Consider the following 16,747-nt stretch of genomic DNA (forward strand, 5'->3'; position numbering starts at 1 on the left):
GGCATTACCATCACTTGCAATAATTGGTGTGAAATTAGCTTTAATTAAAGCGTTTATTACAGGAATACATCGAGTTGCATGTCCTAAACCCCAATTTAACGGAGCAACAAGAATTTTTTTTTACAAGTCAAAACCAATATCTTTTCTAAAATTCAATTTATCAAAATGTATTTTTTCAATATTTTGATACGATTTATTTAAAGCTTCTTTAAAATTTTCGCCATAAGAAGTAACTGCTAAAACTCGCCCTCCATTTGTCACCACTTTATCATTATTAAAAGTTGTACCTGCTTGAAATATTATAGAATTTTCTACTGCTGAAATTCCTTTTATTTCTTTTCCTTTTTCATAAGCTTCAGGGTAACCTCCAGAAACTAACATTACCGTAGCAGCGCTTTCTGAGGTGAATTCTATTTTTTTTGTGTTTAATTTATTTTCTCCCGTTGCAATAAATAATTCTAATAAATCACTTTTAATTCTTGGAATTACAACTTCTGTTTCTGGATCTCCCATTCTGCAATTATATTCAATAACTTTAGGTTCATTATTAACCATAATTAATCCAAAAAAGATAAATCCTTTATACGGAATTTTGTCTTTTTTCAGACCATTAATTGTAGGTATAATAACTTGTTTTTCAACTTTATCTAGAAATTCTTTTGAAGCAAATGGCACTGGAGAAATTGCACCCATTCCTCCTGTATTTAAACCTGTATCACCTTCTCCAATTCGTTTATAATCTTTTGCATGAGGTAAATTTACATAGTTAGTTCCATCAGTAAGCACAAAACAACTAAGTTCTATTCCGTCTAAAAACTCTTCAATAACTACTTTAGAACTTGCATTTCCAAATTTTTGATTGGATAACATTTCTTTTAATTCGTCTTTGGCTTTTTGTAAATCCGATAAAATAAGTACGCCTTTTCCTGCGGCTAAACCATCTGCTTTAAGAACATAAGGAGCTTTTAAGGTTTCTAAAAATTCATATCCTTCTTCTAAACTTTCCACAGTAAAACTTTCATATTTTGCAGTAGGAATATTATGTTTTACCATAAACTTTTTAGCAAATTCTTTACTCCCTTCTAGCTGAGCAGCTAATTTTTGAGGACCAATTACTTTAACATCTTTCAATATTTCATCTGCTAAAAAATAATCATGAATACCTTTTACTAACGGATCTTCTGGACCAACAATAACTAAAGATATTTTATATTGAATTACTGCTTGTCTAATTTCACTAAAGTTAGTTGGTTGTATATTTAAATTTGTTCCAACCTCTGCAGTACCTGCATTTCCTGGAGCTATATATAATTTTTTTAATAAATTACTTTGATTTATTTTCCACGCTATAGCATGTTCTCTTCCGCCTGATCCTAAAATTAAAACATTCATATTTTTACAAACTTTTTATTTTCCTGTTCCTTTAAAAACTACTTTTATAGTGTCAAAAATAACTTTAAAATCGGTCCAATAACTTAAATTATCTAAATAAATTAAATCGTATCTAGCTCTTTTTAACATTTGTGAGGTGTTATCTGCATAACCATATTTTATCTGCCCAATAGAAGTAATTCCTGGTTTTAACTGCTGCATTTCTTTATACTTAGGTATTTTAGCAATTACTTTGTCTAAAAATTGTTGACGCTCAGGTCTTGGGCCTACAATACTCATTTCCCCTAAAAGAACATTTACAAATTGTGGAAATTCATCAATTCTATAAGCTCGCATAAATTTTCCAAACTTTGTAATCCTGTTTTTTTCATCGTTGGATAACAGTGGATCATTTACTGGGGGAACACCTTTCATACTTTTAAATTTATAGATAGTAAACGGTTTTCCGAATCTGCCAATTCTTTCTTGTGTAAAAAAAATATTTTCACCAGATTCTAAAAAAATAATTATTGCAATTAAAGGAGTTAACCAACTAAGCACAAAAACACAAACTAACACCGAAAATATTATATCAAAAATCCGTTTACCAAGCATGTAATTAACACCTTTTTTTGTTTAAAAAATTTGTTCTAATATTTTTTCAGTAATAACATAAGTTGGTAAAACACCTGTGGTTCCTAAGCCTCCTGAAGCCAAAGTACTACCTGTTTTTAATGGATTATCTGAAGCGTAATATGCATACCTGACTTTTACTTTATTAGATATATTTCCTCTAATTTTTGAGGCTGCTTGAATAGCTTTTTGGTAATGAACCCCTTCCATTTCTAGCCCAATCACTTTCCATGTAGATTTATGGAAAAAGTTTAAAATATCTTTATTTTGAAGTGAAGTTCCTAAAACAGTAATCATCGATCCTGAATATACTTTAACCCCAGAATCTTCAAACATTCTTTTTTTAAGACAATTTTTAAAAGGGTAATTATCTGCTGTTCCTTCAAAAATATGTGAAGTTGGAATCATAATATCACCTTTATCTCCATCTAAAATCCCTGCTTTTCCCATAATTGAAACGGATTCTACTTGTAAATGGTAATTTTTGTTTTTATCGCAAATATATGGCTTCAAAAGTTCGTCCATAGTCTCATAAGCTTGCTCACCAAAAGCATAGTCCATTACAATTATAACTGGTTTTTCATCGTTTTCTAACGAATTTTGAAATTCAAATTTTGTTTTTGAAATATCTATTTTTTCGGTATCAATAATTTGAACATTGATATTGGTTCCTGAATTATCTTTTATATAAGTAAGTCCGTTTTTTGAAGCAAAATCTTTTACTAATTTTCTTAAATCTTCGTTTTCATCAAGACTTAAGGTTTCAAAAATAGAAATACTATTATCTTCTTCTATAAGATTAGGCAATATTAAAGGCGCGTAAATGGTGTTCATTACACTGTGCATATTTGCGCTAATTATATGAATTGGTCGTTTTAATAAATTTTGTTTGTCAAGCTCTTTTTTAATGTTGTTAGCCCAAATTTCACCATAAACATGATGTCCAATTCTCTCTCTTAATACAGGGCTAAATGTTATGGATCTTTTTAAATTTTTAGTTTTTTCATTAATTGCTACAAAACCTAGCCAGTAAATAATTTGAAAAAAACGATCTGGATTATTTTTTCCTGCTAAACTAGCATGAGTTGTCTGAACTTCTTTAAATGATCTTCCTAAAATAGTAGCTAAGTATGCTAACATGATATCTCTTTCATCACGAGATAATTTTTTATTATAAAGTACAACTTCTTCTAATTTCAACCATTCTCTAATAACTTCACCTCCATCATTTACAAGTACTTTGTTTGCTATTTTGTAGGATTCAATGAATAAAAAAGTAAGATGTGTTAATATATCATATATTTCTGATCTTCCTCTTGTTACCTCAATATTCATTTGGTCTTTATCAATTCTAAAGCAAATTCTTCTTCTTTTTGCTGGAATTATAGGTTTAAAATGGGAGTTTGAATATCCTTCATCTGCGGTTAAATTTATAAATCGACATTCTTCAATTCCAAATGGAAGTCTTTCCATTACATATAATAATCCATTTAGTTCTACTTTTTCTTCGCCAATAGAGCCATAAATTTCTGGTCGTAATAGCAAAAGTGCTTCACGTAAAGCTTCTCCTGAAACTCCAACAGGTTTATAAAACCCTCTACTGAATAAATGGCGCATTGATATATATAATCGCTCAATAGCATTAGATGATTCTTGAGCTCTTGTTCTTCCTTTTATTTTTAAATGTTCCATGTAATTATTTTAATTTTCAAAGATACAATAACTTACTTTGTTGTTTGTCATCTTAGTTTTCAAGTATTTTTTTATATTGATTAGGATTGTCTAAAACGGAAACTGCTTTGGCTATTTCTTGATCAAATTTAATTTTATGTTGAAAAACACCTTCATCATAAAAATATCTTTGAATAATATTTTCTTCTAATTTATTTAGTATTGCTGCTTTATCTTTAGCTAAATTATTCAATTTTTCAGTTTTAATAGATTTAAAAACTGTATTAAAATTTCCGGATAAATCGTCTTCATTTGCTTCTTTTTTCACCTTTAATAATTGTTCTTCCGTTTTGGTTTTAAAGGCTTCATTATGATTGTTTAAATACGCCATTAGATTGTTAAAATCGCTTTCTTTTAATCTAAATTCTAAAGGATTTTTTATAGAATTGTTTTTGTAAAAATATTGAGTAGCATAATTAAAAAATGCTTCTGAATTAAATAGCGTTTCCGTAGTTTTATTTAGTTCTTGCTGTTTTAAATCTACATCAGGTAAAATACCGCCACCTCCATAAACCGTTCTTCCCTTTTCGGTTTTATAAGATTTTCTTCCTGCATCCGAAAATTTAGGAACATTTCCTTTATCATCTCTATTGGTATAATCTAGTTCTTGAATGCATCTTCCACTTGGCGTATAATATTTTGAAATAGTTAATTTCATTTGAGTTCCATAAGGTAATTCTCTGTACCGTTGTACTAAACCTTTTCCAAAAGATCGATTTCCAATAATTACTGCTCTATCATAATCCTGTAATGATCCTGCAAGTATTTCTGAAGCCGAAGCTGAATGATTATTAACCAAAATTATCAACGGAATACTTGTGTCAATAGGATCGTTATACGTTTTAAACGTTTCGCTCCATTGTTCCGTTTTAGCTTTAGTAGTTACTACAATTTTATCTTTCGGTATAAAAAAATTAGTGATTTTAACTGCTTCATTTAACAAGCCTCCAGGATTATTTCTAACATCAATAATTAACTGTTGCATCCCTTGATCTTTTAAATCAAGCATAGCTTTTTTTACTTCTGATGCTGCTTTTTGATTGAATTTTGTAAAAGAAATATAACCAATAGTTTTAGTTACCATAGTGTAATATGGAACTGGATTAATACTAATTTTTTTACGTGTTAATGTTACATCAAAAGTTCTATTTTGCCGTTCTATTTGAAGATTTATCTTAGTGTTTGGCAATCCGTTTAGTAATGATGAGGCTCCTTCTGCCTGAAAATCTTTGACAAAAGTTTCATCTATTTTTAAAATTTTATCTCCTGGTTTTAAATTCGCTTTTTGAGCTGGTGAATTTTTAATCACATCTTCAATTAAAATGCTTTTATTTATAAATTTAGTAACTACTCCAATTCCTCCATATTCACCCATTGAAGCAATTCTAGCATCTTCAACACCTTGTTCATCATAATATCTCGTGTAAGGATCCAAGTTTTTAAGCATATTATTTATGGCATTATTGGTAAGTTTTGCAGGATTTACCTCATCCACATAATGTATATTCAATTCTTTAAAAAGTGTAGTATAAATATCAATTTGTTTGGCAATTTCAAAAAAATCCGATTGATATCCTACACTAACTAATAGTGAAGTAATAATTATAAAGCCAATAGCTATTTTTTTAATTTTGCGTTTCATTTTCTTTGTTTTTAGCTACAAATTTCGATTGAATTTTTAAAAAAATTTCCTCAATATTGTGATAACTTATTTCTTCTTTTGAAGTGTAAATAAACATAAATATAAATTGTTTTGAAATATTATCTACAAAACCATATTTATTTTTTCGATATGCTTCTCGCATTTTTCTTTTCAATCTATTTCTATCAACTGCTAATTTTGTTTGACGTTTTGGTACGGAAAAACCTACTTTAACAGGAAAATCTCCACCATGTTCTGCTTTTAAATAAATTAATTGAATTCCGTTAGAATTAATTCTTTTACCTTCTTTAAAAAGTTGCTCTATAAGCTTACTACTTTTTAATTTTTCCTTTTTTCCTAAAGTGTACCTCATTATTACAAAAGTAAGGAATAAAAGATTTTAAATTTTAATATTAAAAGGACTTTAATTAGTAAATTTGTAAACTTTAAAAAACAAACAAGTTATGGCACAAGATTTATTTGAAGCTCCAGATTATTATCAATTAGATGAACTGTTAACCGATGAACATAAATTAGTACGTGATGCAGCGCGTGAATGGGTAAAAAGAGAAGTTTCTCCAATTATAGAAAATGCAGCTCAAGAAGCAAAATTTCCAACATCCATTGTAAAAGGCTTAGCTTCAATTGGAGCTTTTGGTCCTTATATTCCTGAAGAATATGGTGGTGCTGGATTAGATCAAATGTCATACGGATTAATTATGCAGGAAATTGAACGTGGTGATTCAGGTGTTAGATCTACAGCTTCAGTACAATCATCATTAGTAATGTATCCTATTTGGAAATATGGTAATGAAGAACAACGAAAAAAATACTTACCAAAATTAGCAAATGGAGAATATTTAGGCTGTTTTGGATTAACTGAACCAGATTTTGGATCAAATCCAGGTGGAATGGTTACCAATATTAAAGATATGGGTGATTATTATTTATTAAATGGTGCTAAAATGTGGATTTCAAATGCTCCTTTTGCAGATATTGCAGTGGTTTGGGCTAAAAATGAAGAAGGAAGAATTAAAGGGCTTATTGTTGAGCGTGGTATGGAAGGATTTTCTACTCCTGAAACACATAACAAATGGTCTTTAAGAGCTTCTGCTACAGGTGAATTAATTTTTGACAACGTAAAAATTCCTAAAGAAAATATTTTACCAAACAAAGATGGTTTAGGTGCTCCACTTGGGTGTTTAGATTCTGCTCGTTACGGAATTGCCTGGGGAGCTATTGGTGCAGCAATGGATTGCTATGATACTGCATTACGTTATGCAAAACAACGTATTCAATTTGAAAAACCAATTGCAGCTACACAATTACAACAAAAAAAGTTAGCAGAAATGATTACCGAAATCACTAAAGCTCAATTATTAACTTGGCGCTTAGGAATCTTAAGAAATGAAGGGAAAGCAACTTCTGCCCAAATATCTATGGCGAAGCGAAATAATGTTGATATGGCTCTTAAAATAGCTAGAGAAGCTCGTCAGGTATTAGGTGCTATGGGAATTACTGGTGAATATTCTATTATGCGACATATGATGAATTTAGAAAGTGTGGTTACTTATGAAGGAACTCACGATATTCATTTACTAATTACAGGATTAGACATTACAGGTTTACAAGCTTTTAAATAAATTTATCAATTATTAGAAAACAAAAAGGCTTCTTAACAGAAGCCTTTTTTTGTTTGTTTATATATTATTCAATAACTATTTTTTTATTAATTGTTCCTTTCGAAGTATTTATGCGAATTATATATACCCCTGAAGCTGTTTTTACTGGTAATGATAATCTATTTTGATTCAAACTAGTTTTCCAGATTTTTATTTGTTGTCCTAAGTAATTGTAGAGGTTAATAGAATTAATTTCAATATTACTGTTGTTTATTAATTTTATTTCCGAATTTGAGTTGTCCATAAACACAACTAGTTCTTTATCTAAAATAGTATCAAAAACACTTAACGATGCATCCGTTTTAAAAGATAACGCAAAGCGATTACTATAAGTTCCAGCATTTAAATTAATTTCAAATGGATTACTTGTAATATTAAATGTTTCACCTGTAGAATTATCTTTTATAAATATTTCTGTTCCTTCTGGTATATTTTCTAAAGACTTTATAGATATTTTATTTACTCCTGTAATAGCTGTTTTAATTTCAATTGGTAACACACGGTTATCGTCTAAAGTCTTAACCGCTTGTATTATCATATCATTTTTACCTGATTTCCAATACATGTCTTCTTCATTAGTCTCATTCAATAAAGCGTCATATCCAACATCTAAGCTGTCAGTTGCTGAATTTATAAAACCAACCAAAATCTCTCTTTGATATCCATTTGGTGAATTATATTCTAAAAAAATCTTAGGAAACAAATCTTCATCTGTTGAATTTTTATTTGAAATTTTCTTTTTAGAATTTTTTAGGAATATAGAAGTATTAACTTGTTCAGTTTTATATTTTCTTTGTCCGTTATTAAATTGTATATATTCCGTACCTGTAAGTCCTGCTGCTGCTTCTACAAAGAAACCTTGCGCTACAGGAATAAAACGCTGAGGTACTTTTGTTGAGGAATTTCCTGTACTATTAACTAATGTGTTAATTGCTATTGCGGGAACACTCCCTGTTAAAGTATAAATGGCATAACCTCCTTCATATGATTTTAATAAATGTGTTCCCCCTCCAAAATGATCCCAAAAATATAAAGTACCATTTATAACATCAACACTTCTATTCCCACCGTTTGCAGTTGAAATATTATCTCTAATAAATTGTTTTGCATCAAGAGCACAAGGGTATGGATTTCCTATTAAATAAGCTCCTCCTGCGCTCAATGGTAATTTAATTGTTCCATTGTTTGGTTTACCAACAAATGTGTAGTTTTGTTCAGTTTGATCCGTATTTGATCCTTTCAATGTAAAACCCTCACCTACAGATAAAGTTCCATCTTTTCCTAGATGTTCCCAAGCATTATAATCACTAGACGTTTTATTTGCATATTTATACATCCAATATGTACTTAATTTTATTGGAGATGTTGCTCCCCCATCAGCATAAGTATAAGATGCTCCAAAATCTATATTTTTAATGTTGTTTGTATCTGTACCATCTCTCAAAACAGTAGCTATAGTATAACTTGCATTATTTTGTGACGTACTTATTTTTCCAACAGGAGATCCCCAATAATTATATTTGAAATTATCACTAGTTCCTTGTTGATCTATTTCAATAAAACCTGTACTTGCTACATCTAAAACGCTTCCTTCATCTTGCAATAATTGTGATTCTGCTTGTAAATAAATACTTCCATTTAATTTAATATTTTTGGTAACTCGTAAAGAATTATTAACAACGTTTAAAGTTGAGCCCAGCTGAAATTCTACATTTTCTACATAACCAGTAGAACCTGAACTTAGTGTTGGATAAGTTGATAATCCTGCAGGAATTAAAACATCTAAATTATTAGTTGAAGAAGGAACTTTACAACCCCAATTGGCATCTGTATTCCAATCTGAACTTATAGATCCATTCCAAGTATTTACAGTAATAACATTTGCTGTAACTTTTGTACGAGAACTTTCACATCCACTAGCATTTAAAATAGAAACCCAGTAATCGATATTTACGGATAATGCTGGTGTTACATATGAGTTATCGGTATTATCTGTACTTGTCTTAAGTAAAGTACCTCCTGTTACCGCATCATACCATAAATACGATTCTCCAGGTACCGCGCCAGAAGCTAACACAGTTCCCGAAGAACCCTTACATACTTGGACGTCGGTTGTAGTTGGATTTATTGGAAGTGCATTTATATTGATATTGCTTCCATTATCCGTTCCTGTAACAGAAGGATTGTTACTTATTATTCTAATTCTATATCCTGAACCTGAAGAAATACCCATAGGTATTGTTCCTGAAATTGTACCATTTGAATTTGATGTTACTGTTCCAACAGTTAATGGAGAAGCAAAACTTCCCGAAGTATCAGACAATTGAGCTGTAAACACATTTCCAGAGTTATAATTTCCTACAAGTGTATATGGAATATCTACTGAATCGCCTTCACAATAAGACATTGGAGAAATATTGTCTATAACTATATTAGGCTCAATTAAATTAACAGTATAATCTTCAACTTCACCATCAAATTCTGTTTCACAACTTAATGGGTAATAATTAAATTTAGCGGAAACTCGCATTCGTGTTGGGCCAGTATTAGCCGTTGTAGGTATAGTAATATTATAGGGAGATAACGAAGTATTACCATTAGAAACATTTACAGCATAACCAACATTAAATTCTTCACCATTATCGTTAAAATCACCATCTTGATTCCAATCAATCCACACAACTGCCCCAACCGCATAATTACCGTCGGTATTTACTTTCACTGTTAAATCATAAGAAGAACCTTTTAGAACTGTTGTTGATATTGAAGTAAAATCTGAGTAATCGTTATCTTCAATTGGTGTTGCATTATCTATAGTATTAAAGTTTACTAATCTTATTCCTGTTTTATAACCATCCATACTACTCCCATATGAAGAACAATATTTATCGCTTTTAATTATAATATTATCAAAGGCTACTCCTACATCTGTTACGTAAGTGTCCGAAGCAAAAAGAATCCTAATTTTTACTTGTGAATTGTTATCAAATCCAGTATTTTCATTACTTAAAGATATACTTTTAGTTACCCATCCTCCACTATTACCAGACCAACCATCTACCTTATTGCCGAAAGCATCAACATCAGTATCATTATACCAATTTACATTATTTACACTTCCCAAATTACTCCAAGTAGCTCCATTATTTAATGAATACTCGACTTTCATCCCATCCCAGTTAGTTTCGGTATTATACCAAATATCTAAATCAAAAGTTATATTTGAATATCCTGTGGTGTTAATTGTAGGGCTTGTAGCAATTATATATGTATGATTATTATAATTTGTATTATTATCATTATTAGAATTTTTACCATATACCTGAGAATAAACATAGTTACCAGTTGCTCCAGAAGAATTCGCAACGTTTGATCCGTTTACCCAAGAACCTATTCCAGAACCAGATGAACTAATACTCCATCCCTCAAATCCTGTTTCAAAATTTTCAGAATAAATTGTGGTAGTCTGAGAGAAACCTAGTGTAGTTAAGAAAAAGATAAAAACAAGCAAAAATTGTTTTATACCTGGGGAAAATTTCAACATAATTAAATAGTACTTTAAGGGGGTTCAATAGTACTATTTCTGTTAAAAATTATCAATATAACTAATTAAAAATATGCTAATTGCATAATAAATCATACAAATTACTCTTTTATTAAAATAATCTGTATACTTTGTTTAGATAATTAATCAAATTTTAACTCAAATTTTCTTAATAATTAACTATAAAAGTATTAAAAAATCATTTTTCTTGTTGGCTTATATATTTTTTCAATATATTCTTTAACTTAAAATACTTTTAGCTTTAATGGTAAATTCAAGTGTTATATTTTTATGTGTAATAGGATTACACATTTGAATTAAAAGCAGTGTTTCTATATTATTTGTTTCATAATTTGAAACTGTTGTATAAAAAACTTTATTATAATCAGTTTAGTTCCTATGCTTTTATCATATGTATTTATAACATTCCTATTAGGAGCTAATTTAGTTCTAAAATAGTTGTTGTTTCTAAACTTATTTTACGTTCATTTAAACTGCTAACAAAATAATTTGCTTTATCCTAAAACAATTTTTTTATTAATTATCCCATTAGATGTATTAATTTTAACAAAATATACTCCTGTTCCTCTAGTATTTAAAGGAATAATAACATCTCTTTCTTCTAAATTATCAGTTCGTACTAATAATAGTTGACCTAAAGCATTATAAATATAAATGCTTAGAATTTGAGTATCGATTGTTTTATTAAGTACAATTTCATTACCTGTGCTTGTTGAAACATTAAAACCTTCTTCTAATATTGTTTCATCAGGAGTTTTTAATCGAGGCTGAAATACTATTGAAAATCTATTATTATAGTCTCCAGCTACTAAATTAATTTCAAAAGGCTTTTTATTAATTTTATAAGTTTCTCCAGTTAAACTGTCCTTAATATATAATTTTAGGTTATTATCAGTATTTTCTAAGGAATCTATTTTAATACTTATCAAACCGTCTTGAGCTGTTTTTAAACCTAAAGGTAATTCTTGAGAATCATCAAAATTATTAATTGCTTGAATTACAAATTTACTTCCCTTAATTTCCCAAAACATATCATCATCATTTAAATCTGCCATTGGTGCATCATAACCCAAATCGAAGTTTTTTGTTGCATGTTTATCTACACCAACTAATAATTGACGATGATAACCTGAGGAAGAAGAAAATTCTAATCTAATTTTTGGGCGATTATCAGATTTTATATTAGATTTTTGAGCGACTTTTTTTGAATTTGATTTGAAAAATACCGATCCATCATTTGTTCCTGTAGCGCCTTCAGGTACAAATACCCGTTGACTGTTCTTAAATAAAATATCTCCTCCTTCAATAGGGTTACTTATCGAATTAACTAAAGTATCATTAGTTGCAGTTACAAAAAATCCTTGATTTACAGGGATATAACGTTCAGGAATTTTATTACCATGTGAGCCTGTAGCGTTAATTCTTGTATCATTTGCATATGCTTTAGCACCTCCCATTAAAGTATAAGTGGCATAACCGCCCTCGTATCCTGATAAATAATGCGTTTGCCCAGCAAAATGATGCCAAAAATACAAAGCTCCGTTAAAAACATTTACCGTATTTCTTCCAACTTCACCATTAATAGTTTCTGAAGTTTTTATATTGTCTAAAATAAACTCATCTGCATCTATAGCAGAAGGATAAGGATTTCCAATTAAACGATCTTCTCCTGCATTAATATGTAAAGTAATATCCCCATTGTAAGGTTTGCCTTTAAATATATAATTTTGATTATCTGTTATTGCTGCTGAACTAGAGGTTCCTTTCATTGTGTAACCTTCGGCAGGTGAAATTGGTGTGCTTTCATTAATTTTGTTCCAAGAATAATAATCATTACTCGTACCATTAAAAGTGTACATCCAATAAGTGCTTAGTGTTATTGGTGAAGTTACTGAGCCGTCAGCCGCGTTATAACTAGAAGAGAAATTTATTGTTTGTGGAGTTCCTGTTGTACCGTCAAATAAAACTCCTTGAACAGTAAATGATCCATTATTTGTACCTCCTATTGGACCAACAGAAGAAGTCCAATAATTGTAATTATAGCTAGTTGCAGTTCCTTGCTGTGCCTTTATTATATAGCTATTACTATTTGGATCAAGTACACTTCCTTCTTCTTGTACTAATTGTGATTCCCCTTGCAAATCAATTACACCATCTAAATCTAAATAATGTGAAATATTTAATCCTTGACCTGTTCCTGTTCCTGTCGCTAAATCTAATGTACCATCAAGTGTTAATTTACCACCATTTAATAGTAAGGCAAGTACATTGATATCTCTGTTTCCTGAAGAAATATTATGTGTTGTTTTTACAATATTCCAATCTATTGATGTCGTTCCATCTAAACCTACAGAATTTGGCAACATTTGCGTGCTGTTATTTAACCAAGTTCCAGAAGTGTTCCAAGCTCCATCTGCTTGTGAAATATAAGGTAATGGTGCTGTTTGATTTTCAACTATTGTCTTATCTTTTTTTAGATAATTAACACGTAAAAAGTTACGCAAATTTGTTTTCCCTTCTACAGTTGAACCATAAAATGAATTAAAATCGTAATACGCTCTAAGTGTACTCCAAGGTATAGAGGTTAATTCATTACTTGATGCTGTATAAGGAATTATTTTACCACTTACAAAATCTCCAGTCACTTTTTCTATTTCTTGATTCATAAGATATCTTACCTGATTTTCAGATAATGCAAAATCCCAAACATAAACTTCGTCAACATCTCCTAAAAATGGATTGATTATATTGTTCTTATCCAAGTAAAGTGCTCCTACTGAAAAACTATTATAATTAGGCGAAGGATGAACAATATTTTGAATTGAACTATCTAATATGCCATCTACATATAAAAAGATGGTTCCACTATTATATACAAATGTAATTTGATGCCATTTATTATCGCTTATAGCCATATTTGATGTAAAGGTTGGAGAAGTATTATCAACCAACACTTCAACTTTATTAGAACTATTTAATCTTAATTGTAACTTAGCTCCTTTTGCCATAATAGTTCTTAAACTTGTATTTGGTGAACTTTTAATCCAAGCAGAAATAGTAAAAGCATCTACATTTAAATTTAAATCTGACTCTCCAACTAAATAATCACCGGAAGAAATATTTACAGCTCGATTACCAGATAGCTGATCTACTTTACCAAAAGTAAAATATTTAGTAGCATCAAAATCATACCAAGTTGTATATAATTGATTTCCTTCCTTATCTAAAACAGGATTTCCATAAACATCTAACTTAATTTTTAAAGGAATTACGTCAATAATATCAGCATCTGAAAAACTAGAGTTGTCTGAAACGATTAAGGCATATTCTTGAGTGCTACTTTTTGAAAAACTACTAAACGCTGTAGTAGGAATAGCAATATATACATTGTCTATTTCACCTCCTGTTTCAATTATTTTCCATTTACGATCAATATGTGTTAATGTAGAAGTTAATCCCGTTGCAATTGTAACAGTATTTGTTGAAGTTCCTGTGAAATTTCCATTGTTACAACCCCACATTAAAGCACTTTTATCCAATTCAAATTCATTTGAATTTGCACTGTTTGTATCATATACACCACCTAAACCTATGGTAACCTCGTTTGTGTTATTAATGCTTTTAGATTGTTTTTGATTTAAATCAGATACAGAATCTTTAGCAATACCAGCAATATTATAATTAAACCCTGTGTTTGCTGCAACATCCCATATTTTAGTTCCTGCGGAATTAATATAATCTTTACTAGTGCCATTTACACCAAGAGTAATCCCATATTTAACAGCTAAGTAGGTTTCAATTTTTGGTCTATCAGTATTAGGCACCCTTTCTGCAAACGTCAAAATTTCTGCAACACGACCATTTAAACTTCCTTGTGAGTCAAAGTTTTTGCCAATTTTATAAGGGGTTCCTAAAATCGTTGGCTGTCCCTGTCCAGTATCAACATAACCTACATTCGAAAAAGATCCATCTTTTACTTCAGTTATGCCAAGTGTATTTCCATTATGCAAAAACTGCATTCCGTTTCCTGCCGAATTATTTCGAGCATTAATAATACCTTGATTTTGATAATTTTGTGAACCACTTGTGTCTGCAATTCCATAAAAACTGCCTGATGGAGATTCAACATCCTGTGCGTAAGTTAAAACCTCATTTGAAAATCTTGAAGTATAATTTCCAAATCCAACTCCTGTTAAATCTCCTGAATTACCAGAATCAGACCCTGAAAAAATAGTACGTCTTCCTGTTGATGTTGTTATGGTTTCATCTGGAACCACAACCATATACATATCCTGACTATAAAATCCGTTATCTGAATTGTACAAATATTGTTCTATACTTGCTCCATCATTTTCAAATTTTAAAACAGGATTAAAATTAATATTATCTGCAACATCATCTAAATAAGTTGGCTGTTTATTAGCATCTGGTTGAATAGCATTTTTACTATTAGTTCCTAAATCTTGCCAGATATCAATTTTACTACCACTATTAACTGAAATTCCACGAGTTGATTTTAACCATAGTCTAAATTCAGCTGTTATACCTCCAGGCCCTGGTATGTTATAATTAAACATTTCAGCACTTACATTAAAAGTAAACGTTGTATTATCAGTATTTCCAATACTAATTGTAGAAGTTTGTGTGCCGGTTCCACCAACAGGAGCTGTAAATGTAACATCTAAAGTAATATAATAATAAGGGGGGAGGCCGCTAAAAGGAATGTATGCTGAAGATGCTACAAAGTCTGGATTTGAACTAGATGCTGAAGTTATATCAAGTGGACAATTACCTATATTTGCTATAATGTATGTTCTTGTTACAGAAGCCCCTTCATTAACTACACCAAAATAAGTTCCGTTAACATGAGAAGTTGTTGTATCTCCATTTAATATATCAGCCCAAGGATTTCCTCCTAAAACATAAATTACTGGTGACGTATTTATGGTTAAATAAAAATAGAAATCGGGTAAGTTGGAATCTACCGTAACTTTAGTAGTATATGTACCACATCCGGAAGAAAGATTATCTGCAGTTACTGTAAAATCTAAATATTTGTGACCATTTCTACAATCATAAGACTTTATATTTTTTTTAGGGTTATTTGGCGATATTGAAAAGTTTGTTTGGTTATCAAGATTTACATCCTGTACTTTTAAAGATTTACAACCAGATACAGTATTTATAATTCTAAAAGTTAAACTATTTCCTGCATTAATAGTGATGGTTTCTCCCTGTGAAATTTGAGCTCCACCTAATATATTTACTTGTATTATTTGTGAATAACTATTAACAAAAATAAAAAGAAATATAGTTGATAGTATTTTCCTTAGAATATGGGGTTTAAAATACATAATATTCAAAAATTGGGCTATACAATGATAGAGTATTTACTTAAACAAAAAAATATTTGAAAAGCCTAATAAATGAACTGTTTACAATAAACCATAAAAGGTTTTATTTTTTACATAAATGGAAATGACTTTGTTTTAATTTATTATTATTGATGTTTTAGCTCTTTTGTTATTACTTCTACAGAATAATAGATTTAATGAAACATTAATATTTAATTGTAAAATATTACCCTAAAATAATTGATAATTAACCGTATAGGTGAAATATATAAAATGTTTTTATTCTAAAAACACTTTTTTATTTAGTGTTCCGTTTGACGTATTAATTTGAACAAAATATATACCAGTAGTTGTATTTATAGGGATAGTTATAGTTCTATCTTCTAAATTATTAGTTTGTACTAATATTACTTGTCCTAAAGTATTATAAACATAAATACCTAGAATTTGAGTATCGATCGTTTTATTAAGTACAATTTGATTACTAGTGCTTGATGAAACATTAAAACCTTCTTTTAATGATATTTCATCAGGAGTTTTTAATCTCGGTTGAAATACTATTGAAAATCGGTTATTATAATCTCCTGCTGCTAAATTCATCTCAAAAGGCTTTTTATTAATTTTATAAGTTTCTCCTGTTAAACTGTCCTTAACATATAATTTTAGGTTATTATCAATATTTGCTAAAGAATCTATTTTAATATTGATTAAACCGTCTTGAGCTGTTTTTAAACCTAATGGTAAGTTTTGATTTTTATCAAAATTACGG

9 protein-coding genes are annotated in these 16,747 nt (G+C 29.7%); 1 reads left to right on the top strand and 8 read right to left on the bottom strand.

The features are described 5' to 3' along the window. Positions 1 to 120: 120 nt before the first annotated feature. Genes purD through rnpA form a run of 5 tightly spaced genes read right to left on the bottom strand, consistent with a single transcriptional unit; the run spans position 121 to position 5,750 of the window. On the bottom strand, positions 121 to 1,392 hold the full coding sequence (gene purD / locus R3342_RS11325) for a phosphoribosylamine--glycine ligase (RefSeq protein ID WP_318940298.1): 1,272 nt from the start codon (positions 1,390 to 1,392) through the stop codon (positions 121 to 123). A gap of 15 nt (positions 1,393 to 1,407) precedes the next feature. Further along, positions 1,408 to 1,986 (bottom strand): sugar transferase, encoded by a 579-nt coding sequence (locus R3342_RS11330; protein WP_318940300.1) that lies wholly within the window; start codon positions 1,984 to 1,986, stop codon positions 1,408 to 1,410. 21 nt (positions 1,987 to 2,007) lie between these two features. Continuing rightward, positions 2,008 to 3,696, bottom strand: a complete 1,689-nt coding sequence (locus R3342_RS11335) for a DUF6909 family protein (protein WP_318940302.1) — start codon at positions 3,694 to 3,696, stop codon at positions 2,008 to 2,010. A 52-nt stretch (positions 3,697 to 3,748) separates the two neighbouring features. After that, a complete protein-coding gene (locus R3342_RS11340; protein WP_318940304.1) occupies positions 3,749 to 5,377 on the bottom strand; it encodes a S41 family peptidase in 1,629 nt (542 codons plus the stop codon). Next, a complete protein-coding gene (gene rnpA / locus R3342_RS11345; protein WP_318940306.1) occupies positions 5,361 to 5,750 on the bottom strand; it encodes a ribonuclease P protein component in 390 nt (129 codons plus the stop codon). The genes R3342_RS11340 and rnpA overlap by 17 nt, the downstream gene beginning before the upstream one ends. Before the next feature lie 91 nt (positions 5,751 to 5,841). Between rnpA and R3342_RS11350 the strand changes: the two genes are divergently transcribed. Continuing rightward, complete coding sequence (locus R3342_RS11350) at positions 5,842 to 7,020, top strand: acyl-CoA dehydrogenase family protein (protein ID WP_318940308.1); 1,179 nt, start codon at positions 5,842 to 5,844, stop codon at positions 7,018 to 7,020. A gap of 64 nt (positions 7,021 to 7,084) precedes the next feature. Here the strand turns inward: R3342_RS11350 and R3342_RS11355 are convergent, their stop codons facing one another. The 3 genes from R3342_RS11355 to R3342_RS11365 form a co-directional block, all read right to left on the bottom strand. Further along, positions 7,085 to 10,603: a GEVED domain-containing protein gene (locus R3342_RS11355; RefSeq protein ID WP_318940311.1), complete on the bottom strand. Its 3,519-nt coding sequence runs from the start codon at positions 10,601 to 10,603 to the stop codon at positions 7,085 to 7,087. A gap of 515 nt (positions 10,604 to 11,118) precedes the next feature. Beyond that, complete coding sequence (locus tag R3342_RS11360; protein ID WP_318940313.1) at positions 11,119 to 15,978, bottom strand: LamG-like jellyroll fold domain-containing protein; 4,860 nt, start codon at positions 15,976 to 15,978, stop codon at positions 11,119 to 11,121. 279 nt (positions 15,979 to 16,257) lie between these two features. Beyond that, positions 16,258 to 16,747, bottom strand: a 490-nt coding sequence (locus R3342_RS11365; RefSeq protein ID WP_318940314.1) for a T9SS type A sorting domain-containing protein, incomplete at its 5' end; no start/stop codon positions are given.

Origin of the sequence: Lutibacter sp., assembly GCF_033723435.1 — a bacterium.
In the GTDB taxonomy this organism is placed as follows: domain Bacteria; phylum Bacteroidota; class Bacteroidia; order Flavobacteriales; family Flavobacteriaceae; genus Lutibacter.